At 51.2% G+C, this 16,312-nt stretch carries 21 protein-coding genes; 10 read left to right on the top strand and 11 right to left on the bottom strand.

The genetic code is table 11. The features are described from left to right. Positions 1-3: 3 nt before the first annotated feature. Together DUE52_RS01180 and DUE52_RS01175 are read right to left on the bottom strand one after the other, a co-directional pair. A complete protein-coding gene (locus tag DUE52_RS01180; protein ID WP_114404100.1) occupies positions 4-531 on the bottom strand; it encodes a PAS domain-containing protein in 528 nt (175 codons plus the stop codon). Positions 532-627: 96 nt separating this feature from the next. Then, positions 628-1,476 (bottom strand): DUF481 domain-containing protein, encoded by an 849-nt coding sequence (locus DUE52_RS01175; RefSeq protein WP_114404249.1) that lies wholly within the window; start codon positions 1,474-1,476, stop codon positions 628-630. 96 nt (positions 1,477-1,572) lie between these two features. Between DUE52_RS01175 and DUE52_RS01170 the strand changes: the two genes are divergently transcribed. The 8 genes from DUE52_RS01170 to lgt all read left to right on the top strand — a co-directional run bounded on the left by DUE52_RS01170 (position 1,573) and on the right by lgt (position 7,158). After that, positions 1,573-2,550 carry a Gfo/Idh/MocA family protein gene (locus DUE52_RS01170; protein ID WP_114404248.1) on the top strand — a complete coding sequence of 326 codons (978 nt, stop codon included), beginning with the start codon at positions 1,573-1,575 and terminating at the stop codon, positions 2,548-2,550. Positions 2,551-2,657: 107 nt separating this feature from the next. After that, positions 2,658-3,626 (top strand): Kelch repeat-containing protein, encoded by a 969-nt coding sequence (locus tag DUE52_RS01165; RefSeq protein ID WP_114404099.1) that lies wholly within the window; start codon positions 2,658-2,660, stop codon positions 3,624-3,626. A gap of 3 nt (positions 3,627-3,629) precedes the next feature. After that, positions 3,630-4,802 carry an AIR synthase related protein gene (locus tag DUE52_RS01160; RefSeq protein WP_114404098.1) on the top strand — a complete coding sequence of 391 codons (1,173 nt, stop codon included), beginning with the start codon at positions 3,630-3,632 and terminating at the stop codon, positions 4,800-4,802. 46 nt (positions 4,803-4,848) lie between these two features. Then, positions 4,849-5,238 carry a tautomerase family protein gene (locus tag DUE52_RS01155; RefSeq protein WP_114404097.1) on the top strand — a complete coding sequence of 130 codons (390 nt, stop codon included), beginning with the start codon at positions 4,849-4,851 and terminating at the stop codon, positions 5,236-5,238. 10 nt (positions 5,239-5,248) lie between these two features. Then, on the top strand, positions 5,249-5,518 hold the full coding sequence (locus tag DUE52_RS01150; RefSeq protein WP_114404096.1) for a DUF167 domain-containing protein: 270 nt from the start codon (positions 5,249-5,251) through the stop codon (positions 5,516-5,518). Positions 5,519-5,577: 59 nt separating this feature from the next. Continuing rightward, on the top strand, positions 5,578-6,090 hold the full coding sequence (locus tag DUE52_RS01145; protein ID WP_229312023.1) for an RNA polymerase sigma factor: 513 nt from the start codon (positions 5,578-5,580) through the stop codon (positions 6,088-6,090). Continuing rightward, entirely contained in the window at positions 6,087-6,284 is a 198-nt protein-coding gene (locus DUE52_RS01140; protein ID WP_114404095.1) for a hypothetical protein, read from the top strand. Before DUE52_RS01145 ends, DUE52_RS01140 begins: the two co-directional genes overlap by 4 nt. Positions 6,285-6,297: 13 nt before the next feature. Then, on the top strand, positions 6,298-7,158 hold the full coding sequence (gene lgt / locus DUE52_RS01135) for a prolipoprotein diacylglyceryl transferase (RefSeq protein ID WP_114404094.1): 861 nt from the start codon (positions 6,298-6,300) through the stop codon (positions 7,156-7,158). Between the two features lie 9 nt (positions 7,159-7,167). Here the strand turns inward: lgt and DUE52_RS01130 are convergent, their stop codons facing one another. From DUE52_RS01130 to DUE52_RS01115, 4 genes are all read right to left on the bottom strand, one after another. Next, complete coding sequence (locus DUE52_RS01130; protein ID WP_114404093.1) at positions 7,168-7,725, bottom strand: hypothetical protein; 558 nt, start codon at positions 7,723-7,725, stop codon at positions 7,168-7,170. A 15-nt stretch (positions 7,726-7,740) separates the two neighbouring features. Further along, positions 7,741-9,093: a Fic family protein gene (locus DUE52_RS01125; RefSeq protein ID WP_229312022.1), complete on the bottom strand. Its 1,353-nt coding sequence runs from the start codon at positions 9,091-9,093 to the stop codon at positions 7,741-7,743. A gap of 96 nt (positions 9,094-9,189) precedes the next feature. Beyond that, positions 9,190-10,431, bottom strand: coding sequence for a beta-ketoacyl-ACP synthase II (gene fabF, locus DUE52_RS01120; protein ID WP_114404092.1), 1,242 nt, complete (start codon positions 10,429-10,431; stop codon positions 9,190-9,192). A gap of 82 nt (positions 10,432-10,513) precedes the next feature. Beyond that, positions 10,514-11,068 carry a TetR/AcrR family transcriptional regulator gene (locus DUE52_RS01115; protein WP_114404091.1) on the bottom strand — a complete coding sequence of 185 codons (555 nt, stop codon included), beginning with the start codon at positions 11,066-11,068 and terminating at the stop codon, positions 10,514-10,516. Positions 11,069-11,254: 186 nt separating this feature from the next. On the opposite strand from DUE52_RS01115, the gene hemE reads away from it, so the two are divergent. Beyond that, entirely contained in the window at positions 11,255-12,289 is a 1,035-nt protein-coding gene (gene hemE / locus DUE52_RS01110) for a uroporphyrinogen decarboxylase (protein WP_114404090.1), read from the top strand. After that, positions 12,286-12,519, top strand: coding sequence for a hypothetical protein (locus DUE52_RS01105; RefSeq protein ID WP_114404089.1), 234 nt, complete (start codon positions 12,286-12,288; stop codon positions 12,517-12,519). The genes hemE and DUE52_RS01105 overlap by 4 nt, the downstream gene beginning before the upstream one ends. Positions 12,520-12,530: 11 nt before the next feature. Here DUE52_RS01105 and DUE52_RS01100 read toward each other — a convergent pair whose 3' ends face one another. Genes DUE52_RS01100 through DUE52_RS01080 form a run of 5 tightly spaced genes read right to left on the bottom strand, consistent with a single transcriptional unit; the run spans position 12,531 to position 16,289 of the window. Then, entirely contained in the window at positions 12,531-12,971 is a 441-nt protein-coding gene (locus DUE52_RS01100; RefSeq protein WP_114404088.1) for a GNAT family N-acetyltransferase, read from the bottom strand. Positions 12,972-12,975: 4 nt separating this feature from the next. After that, a complete protein-coding gene (locus DUE52_RS01095) occupies positions 12,976-13,986 on the bottom strand; it encodes a bifunctional heptose 7-phosphate kinase/heptose 1-phosphate adenyltransferase (RefSeq protein ID WP_374755884.1) in 1,011 nt (336 codons plus the stop codon). A 21-nt stretch (positions 13,987-14,007) separates the two neighbouring features. Then, positions 14,008-14,664: an SGNH/GDSL hydrolase family protein gene (locus DUE52_RS01090; protein ID WP_114404087.1), complete on the bottom strand. Its 657-nt coding sequence runs from the start codon at positions 14,662-14,664 to the stop codon at positions 14,008-14,010. Positions 14,665-14,713: 49 nt separating this feature from the next. After that, positions 14,714-14,983, bottom strand: a complete 270-nt coding sequence (locus DUE52_RS01085) for a hypothetical protein (protein ID WP_114404086.1) — start codon at positions 14,981-14,983, stop codon at positions 14,714-14,716. 22 nt (positions 14,984-15,005) lie between these two features. Beyond that, on the bottom strand, positions 15,006-16,289 hold the full coding sequence (locus DUE52_RS01080; RefSeq protein WP_114404085.1) for a UDP-N-acetylmuramoyl-tripeptide--D-alanyl-D-alanine ligase: 1,284 nt from the start codon (positions 16,287-16,289) through the stop codon (positions 15,006-15,008). Between the last annotated feature and the right edge of the window lie 23 nt (positions 16,290-16,312).

Here is a 16,312-nt window from a genome sequence, read left to right as displayed (position 1 = left end):
CCGTTACACTTCTTTTTCCACGGCAATGTAGTGGGTCAGTTCGCCCTGCCTGTTCCAGATCGGGTCAATTTCAATGTCACAGAGATACGGAGTGCCACCTTTCCGGTAGTTGACAAGCCGTTGAAGAATGGGTTGCGTACGCTGACCGTTTTGGGCCAGTTCCAGGTCTAATGATAACTGGCGGATGCGGACGGGGTCGGTATTTGGTCCCTGCAAAAACCGGGGTGTGCGGCCAATGACTTCCGTTGGGGTATAACCCGTCATGGCCAAAAACCGGTGACTGACCCATAGAATCGACCGGGCTGCGTTCGAAACGATGAGCGTGTAGCCGTCGTTGAGCGCCTTCTCGTAGTCGCGGGTGAGTTTCCAGTCAAAAACCTCGGCGAATTCGTTCAGTGTGTCCACTTCGCGCCGGTGTTGACGATCCTGAGCCTGGTCGAGCAAAAACACTTCCAGACAGGCCGCCGGAAATGGCCGCGCCGAAACCGACGTGTGCTGCAGGTAGTCCGTGTAGGATTGGTTCAAATTCATGAAAATGGGCCTGTGGGGGCTGTTACGTATAGTGTGGGTGAGTTCACGAAAGTGGAAAAGATAAGCGGTTTGCGGATAGTTACCAACAATACCCCGTTATTTCACCTCCAGCACCAGGCCCGTTGTCCACCGGAAATCGTTGTTTTTCCGACCCGCGGCCACCACGCTTTCATACGAATTCTGAACCGCCGTGCGTACGCCGATGAGCGAGGTCAGCCGGATCTGGAAAGCCAGATTGCCGTTCCAGCGGAGGTTGGGCTGGTTGAGGGCCGGTTGCATAAAAATCGTGTGCGTGATCGAATACCGGCCATTGTTCCACTGGTACTCCCCGAAAACCCGCGTAGAATTCCGTAACACATTGACATCCTGTACTTCGGCAGAGTTGGTGATAAAATCCGTGTACTCATACAACAACACATTGGTGACGGACAGGTAAGCATTCTTGCGGCTGAGCAGTTTGTAGCCAACGCCCGCTCCACCGGTGAGCCGCTGGTGGATTTTGCGGAGGTTGCTGACTTCGACGGCTCCAAAACCGAGGTAATAAAACTTGCGTTCGTGGAGGTAAGTCGTGCGAAAATCGGCTAGAATTTCCCGTTCATTCAACTGCTGATTCTGGCGTCCGTAGGCAAAAGAAGGGTTGCTGGCAAACCGGAAAAGCTGACTCACCGCCCAGTCGAACGCTCCGCCAACCTGAATCAACGCCCGGTTGACGTTCCCGGCGGTCACGGTGCCGTCGGCTGTAATTTTGTAGTGAAAACCCGTCGGGTCGCTGGCTGCGACCGGTGCAGCCTTGGCTGCTTCCTCTTTTTTCAGACGGGCGGTGGAGTCTGATGCGACCGAGTCGACGGGCGCGGCCGATTTCAGGGTGTCTGGCTTAACAACTTGAGCGTGGCCCATTAGCGGTAAAAACAGGCCGAATAGAAGGCTGATTTTAAAGAAAGTCATAGGCAAAAATACGATGGCTTCTTGTCTATAACCCCTGATGCCGTACATTTGGTCTATAGTTGTTCCCAAAATGTTTCAATTGCCCTGCTTATGGCCGTGATTCGTTGGGGTGTTCTCGGCCTGGGCCGGATTGCCCATAAATTTGTTCAGGATCTCCAAACCGTCCCGGATGTCGAACTGCTCGCGGTGGCCTCCACCAGCCAGGAACGGGCCGATGAATTTGCGGCCCAATACGGTGCCAAACACGCCTACGGTTCTTACGAAGACCTGCTGACCTGCGAGGGGCTGGACGTGGTCTACATCGCCACGACGCACAATCACCACTTCGAAAACACGCTCCTGTGCCTGAATGCGGGCATTGCGGTTTTGTGCGAAAAACCGTTTGCCATGAATGCCGGTCAGGTTCGGCAGATGGTCGAAACGGCGCGATCGAAGCAGGTGTTTCTGATGGAAGCGCTCTGGAGCCGGTTTATGCCGTCGGTGCAGAAAGCCCGGGAACTGGCCGAAAATCAGGCGATTGGCCGGGTGAAGGGATTGCGGGCGGATTTTGGATTTATTGCGCCCGTTGTTCCCGAAAAACGGATGTACAACAAGGCGTTGGGCGGTGGTTCACTGCTGGACATTGGGATTTATCCGCTATTTTTGTCGTATGTATTTCTAGGAGTTCCCCAAACGATTAAAGCTACGGCGGTTTTTGGTTCAACGGGGGTCGATGAACAATGCGGCATGGTGTTGACCTACGCCGAAAACCAACTGGCGGTTTTGAACAGCACGGTGGTATCGAAAACCGAAACCGACGCGGTGCTGTACGGCGAAACCGGAAATCTGTATTTACCCGGTCGCTTCCACGAAGGGGATTCCGTCGTTCACCAACCCGCGGATGGCGAACCGCAGACTTTTACGTTTTCCCGAATGACCTGGGGCTACGATTACGAAGCCGAGCATGTTTCGGACTGTTTGCGCCGGAAGAAAACCGAAAGTCCGTTGTGGTCGCTCGACGACAGCCTGAACCTGATCGGTTTGCTGGATGCCGTACGGGCCGAAGCGGGGATTGTATATGAGGAAGATAAATAGTTTTCGGTATTCGGTTTTCAGTTTACGGTGGCTGACGCATGCTGGCTATCGTAGCAACAAGAATGCGTCAGCCAACCGTATACCGTAAACCCAAAACCCCTATTATTATGAACAAAAAACGCCTTGTCTTTTCCGTCCTGACGCTTCTGAGTCAATCCTGGGTGGTGGCCCAAACCTGGGAGCAGGTCAAGTACAAAAACGAGTGCGAAAAGCGTCACGAAAACGCAGCCGCCCTCGTTGGCGATAGTCTGTATGCCATCGGCGGTCGCGGCATGAAACCGCTGGAAGCGCTGAACCTCAAGACCCTGATGTGGAAAAAGCTGCCGACGCCACCGGTAGAAATGAATCATTTTCAGGCTATTAACTACAAAGGAGAAATCTACGTGATGGGCGCGTTTGAGGGGAAATACCCGCACGAAACACCCATTCCGAACATTTATATCTATAGCCCCAAAACCGGCGTCTGGCGCAAGGGGCCGGAAATTCCGAAAGACCAGCTTCGTGGCTCGGCGGGCGTGGTGGTGTATAACGACAAGATTTACATGGTTTGCGGCATCATCGACGGCCATTTTGACGGCCACGTTTCCCGCCTGGACGAATACGATCCGAAAACGAATACCTGGAAACAACTGGCCGACGCGCCCCGTTCGCGTGATCACATCAGTGCCGCCGTGGTGGGCAACAAAATGTATCTGGCGGGTGGACGTCGCTCGTCGGCCAAAACCGGTCACGTGATCGATACGACCATGCCGGAAGTGGATGTCTATGATTTCAAAACCGGCAAATGGGAAACCCTGCCGGCCGAAAGCAACTTCCCGACGTTGCGGGCGGGCAGCACGGCGGTGACGAAAGACAATAAAGTGTGGGTGATTGGGGGCGAAAGTGAACAGTTGTTGTCGCACAACGAAGCCGAAATTCTCGACCCCAAAACCAACCGCTGGACGTCGGGGCCGAAACTGAACGAAGGACGGCACGGTACGCAGGCGGTGGTCTACAAAAATAACATTTACATCCTGGCCGGATCGGCCAACCACGGCGGTGGCCCGGAACTGAATACCGTTGAAGTTTTAAAATAACCAATGAATCAACCAACTGATCGTTACGCGCAGCGGGGTGTTTCGGCTTCCAAGGAAGACGTTCACAAAGCCATTGCCAACTTAGATAAAGGGCTGTTTCCCAAAGCGTTCTGCAAAATTGTTCCCGATGCGCTGGCGGGCGACCCGGACTATTGCACTATCATGCACGCCGATGGCGCCGGAACCAAGTCGTCGCTGGCGTATCTCTACTGGAAAGAAACCGGTGATCTGTCGGTCTGGCGGGGCATTGCGCAGGACGCCGTCGTGATGAATACCGACGACCTGATTTGCGTGGGGTCCACTGGTCCGATGCTGTTGTCGTCGACCATTGGGCGGAATAAAAACCTCATTCCGGGCGAAGTCATTGCCGAAATTATCGACGGAACCGAAGAGATTCTGGCGATGTTGCGGCAACACGGTATTGACATTTTCAGCACCGGGGGCGAAACCGCCGATGTAGGCGATCTGGTCAGAACGATCATTGTCGACAGCACGGTAATTGCCCGGATGCGCCGGGATGAAGTCATTAGCAACGACCGGATTCAGGCCGGGGATGTGGTGGTCGGCCTGGCGTCGTTCGGGCAGGCGACCTACGAAAAAACCTACAACGGCGGCATGGGCAGCAACGGCCTGACCTCCGCGCGGCACGATGTGCTGGGGCATTATCTGGCCGACAAATACGCCGAAAGTTTCGATCCCGCCGTGGACCGGAGCCTGGTCTACAGCGGTTCGAAGCAGTTAACCGACCCGGTTGATGAAACCGGTCTGAACGTCGGACAGTTGATTCTGTCGCCAACGCGGACGTACGCACCCGTCGCGAAAGCTCTGTTGGATGAATTGCGTTCTCAGATTCACGGTATGGTGCATTGCAGCGGGGGAGCCCAGACCAAAGTGCTGCATTTTATTGATAACCTGCATGTTATAAAGGATAATCTCTTTCCGATACCACCTTTGTTTGCGTTGATTCAGCAGGAAAGCGGCACGGATTGGCAGGAAATGTACAAGGTATTCAACATGGGCCACCGGTTGGAAATCTATCTTTCGGAAGCGAACGCCCAGCGCGTGATCGACATTGCCGCCCAGTTCGGCATCGAAGGCCGGATTATTGGTCATGTCGAAGCATTCGAAGGAAAGCGCGTAACCATTCAGAGTGAAGTCGGAACGTTTGTATATTAGGAGAATATTTCTTTTGTCTCTTCTCTAACTTCTCTTGTCCCTCACCATGAGCCAGGTCAAGATTTACGGTCTTCAGGAACCGTTGCGGGCCATCCGAAATGCCTTGTCGGATGTCATTCATTCCTGTGTGGTCGATGCGCTGCAATTTCCGTCGAACAAACGCGCCCACCGGTTTTTGTATCTCGAACCGGACGATTTTTTCATGCCGGAAGGTCGCTCGGAACAGTACATCATCATCGAAATTCTAATGATTGAAGGCCGGACGATTGAGACGAAAAAGAAGCTGATCAACCTGCTTTTTGAACGCATCAGCCAGCAGATTGGCCTGGCGTTGGCCGACATTGAAATCTGCATTCTGGAAAGCCCCGCCCATAACTGGGGTTTTCGGGGCAAAACCGGCGATGAAGCAGCAATAAATTACAAAATCAACGTGTAACCGTTCGTCTATGGTGCTGCATCTGAAAGTGAAACCCGGCAGCAAAATCGACAAACTCTTTTTCGACGCGGCCGGACAATTGAACGCCAAAATCAAGGCTCCGGCGCAGGAGGGCAAGGCCAATGCGTATCTGGTAGAATTTCTGGCGCGTCAATTCGGAATCTCTAAATCCTCGGTTGAAATTGTTTCCGGTTTTACCAATCCCCACAAGCGGCTGGAAATCACGGCAAAAGAAGAATCAGTTTCGAAGATTTTATCGGAACTGGAAGGGTTCAGCTAAAAAAGTAAGGCTGCGTGTGACTTTTTCCGACTTTGGACAACTAATACCCCTGAATCCATTTGTTGACTCCGTCTGTGGCCAAAGCATCCATACAACAGGAATTTGTACAGCTCATTGCGCAGCACCAGAAGCTGATCCACAGCCTTTGCAGCCTGTATTATCAGTTGCCGGAAGACCGAAAGGATCTTTTTCAGGAAATCGTACTGCAACTCTGGAAGTCCTATCCTTCATTTAATCACCAGTCTAAAGTCTCCACCTGGATTTACCGCGTAGCACTTAACACGGTTTTTGCCCGCATCCGGAAGGATAAAGCGCAACCCGAGCGTGTGCCCTTTTCGGAGCAGGAGTTTCTTCTTCCGTCGTCGGAAACAGACGATGACGAAACGCAGGGGTTGTATCGGGCCATTAGTCAATTGTCAGACGTCGATAAAGCCATCATTATGCTCTACCTGGACGAACACAGTTACGAGGAAATGGCGACGATTTTGGCAATGAGTCGAACGAATGTCAGTACGAAAATTAATCGAATTAAAGCCAGATTGGGTAAACTATTAAAAAAAGAACCGCTATGAATACCGACGATTTGAAACCGATCTGGAATGCCTATAAAGATCAGGTGGGCAAACAATCCCGGTGGAGCGAGGATGATCTTTTGCGCCTGATTCAATCGAAAACCGTCGTCTATCCGTGGTATAAACCGTATCGACACGCGGCCCTAAATTTTTGCGTCAGTCTTTTTTTATTGGGTATCACCACGGGCTGTTAACCTCCGGATTTCTATGGTTTCTCACGCATTGGGATTTATCGTTTGGGACTTTGATTCCCGAATTTACACCCTGGACATTTTCGGGCTTGAATGGCCGATTGCCTGGTACGGTTTGTTGTTTGCCGCCAGTTTTTTGGGTGGCCAAATGGTGATGCGATACCTCTATAAACGCGACCAGAAACCGGTTGAAGACCTGGAAATCCTGATTCTGTATGTCGTGCTGGCTACGGTGATTGGCGCACGACTGGGTCATTACCTGTTCTATGAGTGGGAGTTATTGATTTCGCAGCCCGGTCGATGGCTAAAATCCATGCTGAGCTTACCGTTTGAAGGACTGGCGAGCCACGGAGCGACAATCGTTATTCCTGTGGCATTGTATCTGTATAGTCGAAAGCGGAGTGATCAGCCTTACCTTTGGGTCGTCGATCGGTTGGTGATTGCCGTCAGCCTGGGTGGAGCGCTGATTCGGCTGGGGAATTTATTGAACTCCGAGATTTATGGAAAACCGACCACGCTGCCCTGGGGTTTTGTCTTTGTTCGGGAAACCGACCCGGCCTTACTGCCCCTGGTGCCCCGTCATCCGACGCAACTCTACGAGTCGCTTTTTTGCCTGTTTTTGCTCGCGTTGACCTTCGCCTTGTGGAAGCAGAAACGCTATCGACTTCCCAACGGTTTTATAACCGGCATCTTTCTGATCCTACTGTTTAGCTTCCGGTTTCTGGTCGAATTTTTAAAAACCAGTCAGGAAGATTTTGAGAATTCTATGGTGCTTAACATGGGTCAGATTCTAAGCATTCCGGCTATTCTGGCTGGTGTTATCCTTTTGTTGGTTATCAGACGTAAAAATCGACCGGTTTTGACTGTAAACGGCTAGTATTCGGTACTAGGGTTTCCACTGTTTCGGCAGGCCAAGCTGTCGGGCATACAGCCCCGGCCCGTGGGTATAAATGAAATCGAGGGCCTGGTTAACATCGGTTTCGAATTCGATGTAATAATCGGGATCGATTTTCTGGAGTTTTTTCAAAATCGTCTCCGCTTTTTTGGCCACAAAGGCGCACGAATTTTGGTTGTGGTGGTTCAGGTGAGCAAAAAGACTCGGCTGAACGTTGAAGAAAGCCGTCAGGATGTAGATGTTTAGTTCAACTTCGCCGTACTTGTCCTTCGTGATTTTGACGTGGTGGGCAATCGCCGACGTGAGCGAACGCAGGGCTTTCAGCATCCAGCCGTCGGGGTGGGTGTAGTGGCCGTGGGCGGTTTCGGCAATTTTCTCTTTCAGGTTGTGCCGTCGTTCCTCGGTTGTGGTTTCGCCCTCGATCAGCACAAAATTCAGCCGTTCGACCAGGTCCTTGTCTTTGGCAATCAGCCGCAGCAACAACTTGTCTTTCTCGCCCGGCGGCAGTTTCAGAATTTCTTTTTTGAGGTCTTTTTCGATGGCTGGCATACTGGCATTAACGGCTTAACGGGAAAGGTGTTTTTTCAATACCTGATCAAATTGCCGACTTTTCACGAATCGCTGTTCTTTCCGGTTCACCGATACCTTTTCCAGAAACGCCATATCGACTAATTGTTGCAAATCGTTTCGTGCGGTTTGGTTCGAGACTCCAAACCGGTTCTCAATTTCTTTCACATTTAGAATGCGATCCGCATCTTCCTGAATCAGCTTGATAATTTGGGCTTGCCGTAGTGAAATCCCTTCGATCCGTTGAAAGGAAACCAATTGTTTCTTTTCGGTATTCTTCCGATCAATATATTTCTTCAACTCTTCGTAGGCTTTCCGTAATGTTTTGACCTGATAAATGACAAAATAAGTCAAGTCATTTTCGTCAGCTTCCGTATACTGAAAAGCCCGGTAATATTGCATTCTGGATTGTAAAATGACTCTCGAAATAGACAGGTATTCGGTCAGCCAATAGCCTTTTTTTAACAAATACCAGTAAAATAACGCTCTTGCCGTTCGACCATTTCCGTCGGTAAAGGGGTGAAAATAACCGATTAAAAAATGGATAATGCTGGCTTTAACAACGGGGTGGATGAAGAATTTCGGTGTTTCATCATTGAAAAAGCCGCATAAATCTTCGATAAAAGCGGGTAGCGTTGTGTGGCTGGGTGGAGTGTGAATTACCTCACCCTCAATCGCATCAACTACGTGAATATCATCATGTTGGCGAAACTGCCCCGTTTCTTCCGGCTTCTCCATTGTGTCGGCAGTTATTAACCGATGAATTTCCAACAATGACTCCGAAGTAAGCGGTTGGCTTTTAATCTGAAGAATATGCTGAATAGTTTGGTAATTATTTAAAATCATTTGCTCCGACTTGTTGCGAGGAGGACGGTTTTTTCGCAGCATATCTTTTGCCACAATCCGCGAAGTTATCGCTCCCTCAATCTGGCTGGAAGCAATGGATTCTTCCATGATCGAGCCAATCAGGTATTGGTGTTTATCGGATTCAGAAAGTTCAGATTGGCCACCCAGCGAACCGCCTAGATGTAAATCGAAATGATGAAGTTGGCTATAAAGAAGATCAGGTAAAGACAGAATAAATGGATGTTTTGCGAATTTTAGTGATTTCTGTCCAATTTCACGCCTGACTTTGGCTAACTGCCACAATCCTTCCGCATAATTTATATCAGCATTTTTTAATGAATTTGGGAGCTTATATTTTGCTTTATCCCAATAAAGATATTCATCGTTGATTTGTTTAACTAGCTGATTGTATTCGCTGAATTGCTCTATGATTATTGTACTAACGGGGTCGATGAGAAACTCCACCAACTTTTTTGTCTTTGGAGGTTTTTCAAGTCTTTTCACAGTATTTCCAAATTTTACCAAAATTAGGAAATACTAGGAAATATAAAAACCTGTAAGGTCTCAAATACCTTACAGGTTTTATGGTGTTCGGGGACCTTACACCCTCTGAAAGGCCACAATCGCGTTGTGTCCGCCAAAGCCGAAGGTGTTACTCATGACCACATTCACCGGCGTTTGAACCGCGACGTTGGGCGTCAGATTCAGGTCCGGACTGATGCGTTCGTCGCGCTCCTGCAAGTTGATCGTGGGGGGAATCGTGTTGTGCTGAATCGCCAGAATTCCGGCAACGGCTTCGATGGCACCGGCGGCTCCGAGCAGGTGGCCCGTCATCGATTTGGTGGCGCTGAGGTGCAGTCGTGCAGGATTCTGCCCAAATACCTTCTGAATGGCCTGGGCTTCGCTGAGGTCACCAACCGGCGTTGAGGTGGCGTGAACGTTCAGATAGTCAACGTCTTCCGGTTTTAGGTTGGCTTCCCGCAGGGCTTCATTCATCGCCAGTGTGGCCCCCAGACCTTCGGGGTGGGTGGCCGTCATGTGATAGGCGTCGGCGGTGGCACCGGTGCCCACCAGTTCGGCGTAGATTTTGGCACCCCGTGCTTTGGCGTGTTCATATTCTTCCAAAACAATCGCGGCTGCCCCTTCGCCCAGTACAAAACCGTCGCGGTTGGCATCGAACGGGCGCGATGCCGTAGCCGGGTCATCGTTGCGTTCCGACAGGGCTTTCATGGCATTGAACCCACCGACGGCGACTTCCGTGACGACCGCTTCCGAACCCCCGGCGATGATGACCTCGGCCTTGCCCAACCGGATGTAGTTGAAGGCATCAATCAGGGCGTGCGTCGCAGAGGCACAAGCCGAAACCGGCGCAAAGTTGACGCCCCGAAAACCGTACCGGATCGAAATGAGGCCCGACGCCATGTTGGCGATCATTTTGGTAATAAAAAACGGATTAAAGCGCGGATTCCGGCCACTGGCGCCGTAGGCAATGACCTCCTCCTGAAAGCTGTACATCCCGCCAATGCCCGACGCCCAGATAACGCCCACGCGGTTCTGGTCGACTTTATCCTCAATCAGATGCGCATCCCGGACGGCTTCGTCGGCCACCACCAGCGCATACTGGCTGTATTCGTCCATTTTGCGGGCTTCTTTTTTATCCAGAAACTGGAGTGGATCGAAGCCTTTTACCTCGCAGGCAAACTTGGTTTTAAACAGCGTGGCATCGAATTTGGTGATCAAAGCCGCCCCACTACGCCCCTGAACCAGTCCGTTCCAATATTCTTCTACGGTATTTCCAATGGGCGTCAAAGCCCCTAATCCCGTTACGACGACTCTTTTCATTTGATCATCCGGATTTATTCATCCGGTCTTTTAATAGATAATAGTTTTTTAACCGTCTGATAGTCAACTACCTGAGGTGATTTTACAGACGTTCGACGGCGCGATTGCGGCAGTCGGTCAGCAATTGTTCATTCCCAAACACTTTTACCAAGACCAGAGAGCCCTGGATTTCGGCAGTAGCCTGTTCGGCCAGTTCACGCGCTTTTTCCGGCGGATGGTTCGTCCGGTAAAGGTGTGCGAGAGCCGCCAGGGCGTTGTTAAAATGAACGCGCAACGGTTCGGTAAACGCTTCAGTTACTAAAGTCGTTTCCAGCGCCGTATTACCAATCAGACAACCGCCTTCCGACCGCACAATGCCGTTGAACAAGGCATCGATCAGGTGTTCCAGCCGCTTTTTCGGAGGCTTATCTTCATCATAAGCAATCGAAAAAAGCTGCTTTTCGTTAACCGCATTGAAATACAGCAGCACCTCGTTCATCAGGACTTCCTTGCTGCGAAAGTAGTGGTAAAAACTGCCTTTTAACAAACCGCAGGCTTGCGCCAGATCCTCCATCGTGGTTCGGTGGTAGCCTTGCCGTTTGAAAACCAGCATGGCTTTCTGCAAAATCTCCTCCCGCGTGACTTTCTGAACTGGCATGGTGCAAAGGTAAAAGGTTGATTTGTTTTTACCAAACGTTTGTTTGATAAAACGATACCAGTTTTGGGGTTGTTTCGCAGAGTTTAGCGGAGTTAAGGGAGTTTAGCAGAGAAAAAACTTCGCTAAACTCTTTTGTACTCCGCTAAACTCTGCGAAATAACCTGTTAACCAGACTATCTTTGCACCATGATTTTACAAAATGACCTGTTCCTACGGGCTGCCCGTGGCGAAAACGTAGAACGTGTTCCCATCTGGCTGATGCGGCAAGCGGGCCGGATTCTGCCCGAATACCGCGCCGTTCGGGAGAAAGCCGGGAGCTTCATCAAACTGGCGACAACGCCGGAGTTAGCCGCCGAAGTTACTATTCAACCCGTTGATATTCTGGGTGTTGATGCTGCTATTATCTTTTCGGATATTCTCGTAGTCCCGGAAGCGATGGGGCTGCCATACGAAATGGCCGAGCAACGGGGGCCGGTTTTTCCGCAAATCGTACGCAACCAGACGGAACTGGATCGAATCAAAATTGCCGATGCCGAAAGCGATCTGGCCTATGTGCTGGATGCCATCAAAATCGTTAAAAAAGAGCTGAATGGCCGGGTTCCGCTGATCGGTTTTGCCGGTGCGCCGTTCACGATTTTTTGCTACATGACCGAAGGCAAAGGCTCCAAGACCTTCTCGGTGGCGAAGAAATTGCTGTATGCCGATCCGGCCTTTTCGCATGCCTTGCTGCAAAAAATTACCGATAGCACCATTGACTATCTGAAAGCCCAAATCCGGGCGGGTGCCGATCTGGTGCAAATCTTCGATTCCTGGGCCGGCATTTTGTCGCCCGATCAATACCGAACGTTTTCACTGCCTTACATCAAACAGATTTGCGACGCCTTGGCCGAAACCACCAGCGTTCCGGTGACGGTTTTTGCGAAAGGCGCGTTTTTCGCCCGCCAGGAAATCGGGCAGTTGAGCTGCTCGGTGGTGGGGCTGGACTGGAACATGGACGCGGCCGAATCGCGGCAGTTGATTCCGGGCAAAACCCTGCAAGGCAATCTCGATCCCTGTGTATTGTACGCCGATTATGGGCAGATCAAAACGGAAGTGACGAAGATGCTGCAGACTTTCGGAACACAGCGGTACATTGCCAATCTGGGTCACGGGGTCTATCCCGATACCGATCCGCAGAAGGTTAAGTATTTTATCGAAACCGTAAAAGAATTCACCGCATGAGCGAGAAGAAGAAAGCCGACGCCGTATTTACCCGGCATTCCGAAGCGGAAATTCAACCGTTCGATACCTCAGAAGAAGCGATTCAATTTCTGGAGCAAGGAGCCAGGGAGAAGACGATTCAGCCAGTCGCGGTGATTTTTAATTACAAGGTGGTGTGGCGATACCACAACAACCGGGGTAAAGACTACACCGACGATTACATCAACGAAATCAGAAGACAGGCGGAGTAAATCAGTCGGTTTCAGCGCCGAATGGCCGAATCGTCGAATTTCTCCATCATGGTTTCCGGTTTGGTGAGTTCCGTGAAACCGAATTGCCGGTATAAACCGTGGGCGTCGCGGGTGGCCAGGAGCCAGCGCCGGATGACTTGCAACTCAGGATGGCCCAGAATGGTCGCCATGAGCCACTTCGACAGCCCTTGGCCACGGTAGTCTTCCAGCACGAAAACGTTGCCGAGGTAGGCAAAGGACGTAAAATTAGTCAGCACCTGCGCATAACCAATCTGGTTTTCGCCATCATAGAGGCCAAAATGCAAAGTCGTGTGCTCCAGTTGCTTTTGCAGCGTTTCGCGGCTGATGCCGGTGGCCCAATAGGAGCGGTTGGTCAGAAAATCGAAGATAACTTCAAATTGGAGCCGCGCCGGATCGGTCGAAATGGTGTAGTTTTCTTTCTGAACTTCCATTGGTTTACAATAGTGCTTCCTTGATGGCTTCCGTTTTCAGCCGTTGCTTGTCGATGGGTACGACGCCCAGCGATTCGCAGACCAGCCCTCCGGCCAGGTTCGACAGACCGGCGATGAAACGGGGCGGCAATCCGAGGGCCACGCAACAGGCGGCTACGCTGATGACGGTATCACCCGCGCCCGAAACATCCGAAATCTGGCGGATGTGGGCCGGAAACCGGTGAATTTCGCCCTGAAAATCGATAAAAACGCCCCGCTCCGAGAGGGTAATCAAGGCACCTTTCAGGTTCATCCGGGCTTTCAACTTGTCGATAGCAGCCTGAAATTCACCGGTTTTCGTTACATCGAAATCAATTTTCAATCCTTCCTTCAACTCTTTCAGATTGGGCTTGAAAAGCGTGGTGTGATGGTAGGCCATAAAATTCCGCTTTTTGGGATCCACCACCGTCGGAACACCCTGTTCGTTGGCAAAATTCGTAATTTCGGCAATGGCTTCCTGGCTCAGAACACCCTTGTCGTAATCCTGAAAAATAACTACCTGACACGTCGGGATTAGCTCTTTTGCTTTCGCAATCAGAAGATTCCGTTCCGGTTCGGAGATGTATTGATCGGTTTCCGTATCCACCCGAACCACCTGCTGCGAACCGGCCATGATCCGCTCCTTGATGGTGGTAATGCGTGCGTCGCTCCGAATCAGTCCGTCGCAGTTTAAGCCGTTTCCCCGGAGTTGACCGATCAGCCGGTCGCCCGGTTCGTCGGTTCCGATCACGGAGCAAATGATGGGTTCGGCACCCAGCGCCTGGACATTCAGAATCACATTACCGGCACCGCCCAGCCGCAGTTCCCGCCGTTGAACGGTTACAACCGGCACGGGGGCTTCCGGCGAAATCCGATCCACGCGACCCCAGACGTAGGAGTCGAGCATCACGTCGCCGACGATCAGGACGCGGAGCGAATTGAACGCTTCAAAAATTTCTTCCAGGGATGCGGTGTTAATCAATGCGGTACTGGTCAATGCGTTTGGTTTTAATCATTCTTACTTCAGGAGCGGTTTCAGTTTGGCCGTCCAGATTTCGTAGCCTTTCGGGCTCATGTGCAGGCTGTCGGCCCGGAACAGTTCGCCCCGGATCTGGCCGTTGGCATCGAGCATGGGTGTATAAATATCGAGGTATTGCGCCTGTTTTTGTTTGGCAATGTAGTTCTTAATGAGGTCGTTGGCTTCCATCGTAACCGGTAAAAACTTCCGGCGCGACGGGCTGGGCTTCATCGAAATGAAAACGATGGGCGTTTTGGGCAACGATTTCCGGATTTTCGTAAACAGCGTAACAAACCGGTCGCGCACTTCCTGAGCCGTCACGGTGCCGCTGGCGACATCGTTTTCACCGGCATAAATCACAATCTGTTTGGGTTTGTAGGGAACCGTCACGCGGTCGGCGAAGTAAATGACATCGGTCAATTTAGAACCGCCAAAACCGCGGTTGAGCACCTTTTTGTCCGGAAAATCGGCCTGGAGGGTTTGCCAGAGCTTGATGGACGAACTGCCGGTAAACAGAATCACATCCTGGGGGGGCGACGCGCTGCGGTCCTGTTCCTCAAAAGCCTTGATCTCGTTTTCAAAGGGAATGGCTTCCTGAGCAAACGAAGCGATTGAAATCGTGAACGTCAGCAGAAAAAGGAAGGGAATTTTTTTCATAACGAATCGTTTAGGAAGGTTGATAAAATAAACTGAAACAACGCGGGTGTCAGTCAACCACTCGAATAGCTCCATTTTCTACATCATCAATTTTGGTACGAAGTTCTGCCAATGCTGTATTAAGCGATTGCCATTCAATGAAATCGTCCCATTGGCCAAAAACTTCATGTTCTTGCTGATGGAGCTTTTTCTCGAAATCAGTGAAGCCAAGGCTGTACTTCATTTCAAGTTGTCGGGTGCGTTCCAGAAGCTCCCGTTGTTCAGCTAACAGACTCAGTAAGAGCCATTGACCAACCGTTTTTTTACTTACCTGTAGCATATCTTCCTGACTAATGAGTTGATCACAAAAACTGCACAACCGACTCCAACCCCATGCCGCGCGACCCTTTGATCAGGATGGCCGTGTTCTGAAACGGATTGTCCATAATCCAGTTGTGTAACGAAAATTTGTCGGGGAAATAATATGCTTTCGGCAGCGCCCCCAGCGCATACCGCATGTCCTGCCCGGCCAGAATCACGGTGTCGAATTTCCCTTGGGCAATCAACTCGCCCAAAGCCGCGTGTTCGGCGGGGCTTTCGGGTCCGAGTTCGTACATGTCGCCCAGAATCACGACTTTGTGAGTCGCATCCTGCTTCATGAAATGCTGAATGGCCGCAGCCATCGAACTCGGATTGGCATTATAGGCGTCCATCAAAATGGTGTTGCTGCCTTTCCGGATGAACTGCGACCGATTGTTGGTCGGATTATACCCCGCCACCGCTTCGTTCGCTTCTTCCGCCGGAACACCAAAAAACTTCCCGATGCAGAGCGCGGCCGCCATGTTGTCAAAGTTGTAACGACCCGGCAGGTGCGTGGTGATGACATGACCGACTTCATCCTTGTAAACCACTGGATTGTCGCTGAGAATTTCGTACTGATCGGTAAGCTGGTAAAAAACAGCCTCGCGGAACAGCCGTTCGGCCGCCATTTCCATCAAAACCGGGCTGTGGGCGTTGATAAAAACCGTGCCGCCCGTTTCGGCCAGAAAATCGAACAACTCACCTTTGCCTTTGCGAACCCCTTCAACGCCCCCGAACCCTTCCAGATGCGCTTTCCCGACGTTGGTAATCAGCCCGTGCGTCGGTCGGGCGATGGAGCACAGAAGCCGGATTTCGCCCTGGTGATTAGCGCCCATTTCCACAACCGCCATCTCGTAATTTTCATCGATGGCCAGCAGGGTGAGCGGCACGCCAATGTGGTTGTTGAGATTTCCCTGCGTCGCATAGGTCCGGTATTTTCGGGACACAACGCTGGCGATCAGTTCTTTGGTGGTCGTTTTTCCGTTCGAACCAGTCAGGCCGACGACGGGAATGGTCAGCGTATTCCGGTGGTAACGAGCCAGTTCCTGCAAAGCCGTCAGACCGTCGTCGACCAGCAAATACCGGCTGTCGGTCGCCAGTTCCGGCGTATCGACCAGGGCGTAGCGCGCGCCTTTTTCCAGCGCATCATTCGCGAATAAATTTCCGTCGAACTTCTCACCTTTGAGCGCGACATACAGACAACCTTCTGTAATTTTACGGGTATCAGTCGATACGCCCGCGCATTCGCGGAAGCGATCGTACAATTCAGGAATGGATATTACCATTTTCCGGAAAGAAGTAAACCAAC

Source organism: Larkinella punicea, from assembly GCF_003334855.1.
Taxonomy (GTDB): Bacteria; Bacteroidota; Bacteroidia; order Cytophagales; family Spirosomataceae; genus Larkinella; species Larkinella punicea.
This window is presented reverse-complemented; position numbering and strand designations above follow the sequence as displayed.

What these genes read in the sequence shown, in the direction of transcription:
- DUE52_RS01130 (WP_114404093.1), bottom strand. Translation starts at nt 7,725, where the DNA reads ATGCCAGCCATCGAAAAAGACCTCAAAAAAGAAATTCTGAAACTGCCG.
- DUE52_RS01080 (WP_114404085.1), bottom strand. Translation starts at nt 16,289, where the DNA reads ATGGTAATATCCATTCCTGAATTGTACGATCGCTTCCGCGAATGCGCG.
- hemE (WP_114404090.1), top strand. Translation starts at nt 11,255, where the DNA reads ATGATTTTACAAAATGACCTGTTCCTACGGGCTGCCCGTGGCGAAAAC.
- DUE52_RS01155 (WP_114404097.1), top strand. Translation starts at nt 4,849, where the DNA reads ATGAGCCAGGTCAAGATTTACGGTCTTCAGGAACCGTTGCGGGCCATC.
- DUE52_RS01160 (WP_114404098.1), top strand. Translation starts at nt 3,630, where the DNA reads ATGAATCAACCAACTGATCGTTACGCGCAGCGGGGTGTTTCGGCTTCC.
- DUE52_RS01175 (WP_114404249.1), bottom strand. Translation starts at nt 1,476, where the DNA reads ATGACTTTCTTTAAAATCAGCCTTCTATTCGGCCTGTTTTTACCGCTA.
- DUE52_RS01100 (WP_114404088.1), bottom strand. Translation starts at nt 12,971, where the DNA reads ATGGAAGTTCAGAAAGAAAACTACACCATTTCGACCGATCCGGCGCGG.
- DUE52_RS01150 (WP_114404096.1), top strand. Translation starts at nt 5,249, where the DNA reads ATGGTGCTGCATCTGAAAGTGAAACCCGGCAGCAAAATCGACAAACTC.
- DUE52_RS01165 (WP_114404099.1), top strand. Translation starts at nt 2,658, where the DNA reads ATGAACAAAAAACGCCTTGTCTTTTCCGTCCTGACGCTTCTGAGTCAA.
- DUE52_RS01140 (WP_114404095.1), top strand. Translation starts at nt 6,087, where the DNA reads ATGAATACCGACGATTTGAAACCGATCTGGAATGCCTATAAAGATCAG.
- lgt (WP_114404094.1), top strand. Translation starts at nt 6,298, where the DNA reads ATGGTTTCTCACGCATTGGGATTTATCGTTTGGGACTTTGATTCCCGA.
- fabF (WP_114404092.1), bottom strand. Translation starts at nt 10,431, where the DNA reads ATGAAAAGAGTCGTCGTAACGGGATTAGGGGCTTTGACGCCCATTGGA.
- DUE52_RS01085 (WP_114404086.1), bottom strand. Translation starts at nt 14,983, where the DNA reads ATGCTACAGGTAAGTAAAAAAACGGTTGGTCAATGGCTCTTACTGAGT.
- DUE52_RS01090 (WP_114404087.1), bottom strand. Translation starts at nt 14,664, where the DNA reads ATGAAAAAAATTCCCTTCCTTTTTCTGCTGACGTTCACGATTTCAATC.
- DUE52_RS01105 (WP_114404089.1), top strand. Translation starts at nt 12,286, where the DNA reads ATGAGCGAGAAGAAGAAAGCCGACGCCGTATTTACCCGGCATTCCGAA.
- DUE52_RS01180 (WP_114404100.1), bottom strand. Translation starts at nt 531, where the DNA reads ATGAATTTGAACCAATCCTACACGGACTACCTGCAGCACACGTCGGTT.
- DUE52_RS01115 (WP_114404091.1), bottom strand. Translation starts at nt 11,068, where the DNA reads ATGCCAGTTCAGAAAGTCACGCGGGAGGAGATTTTGCAGAAAGCCATG.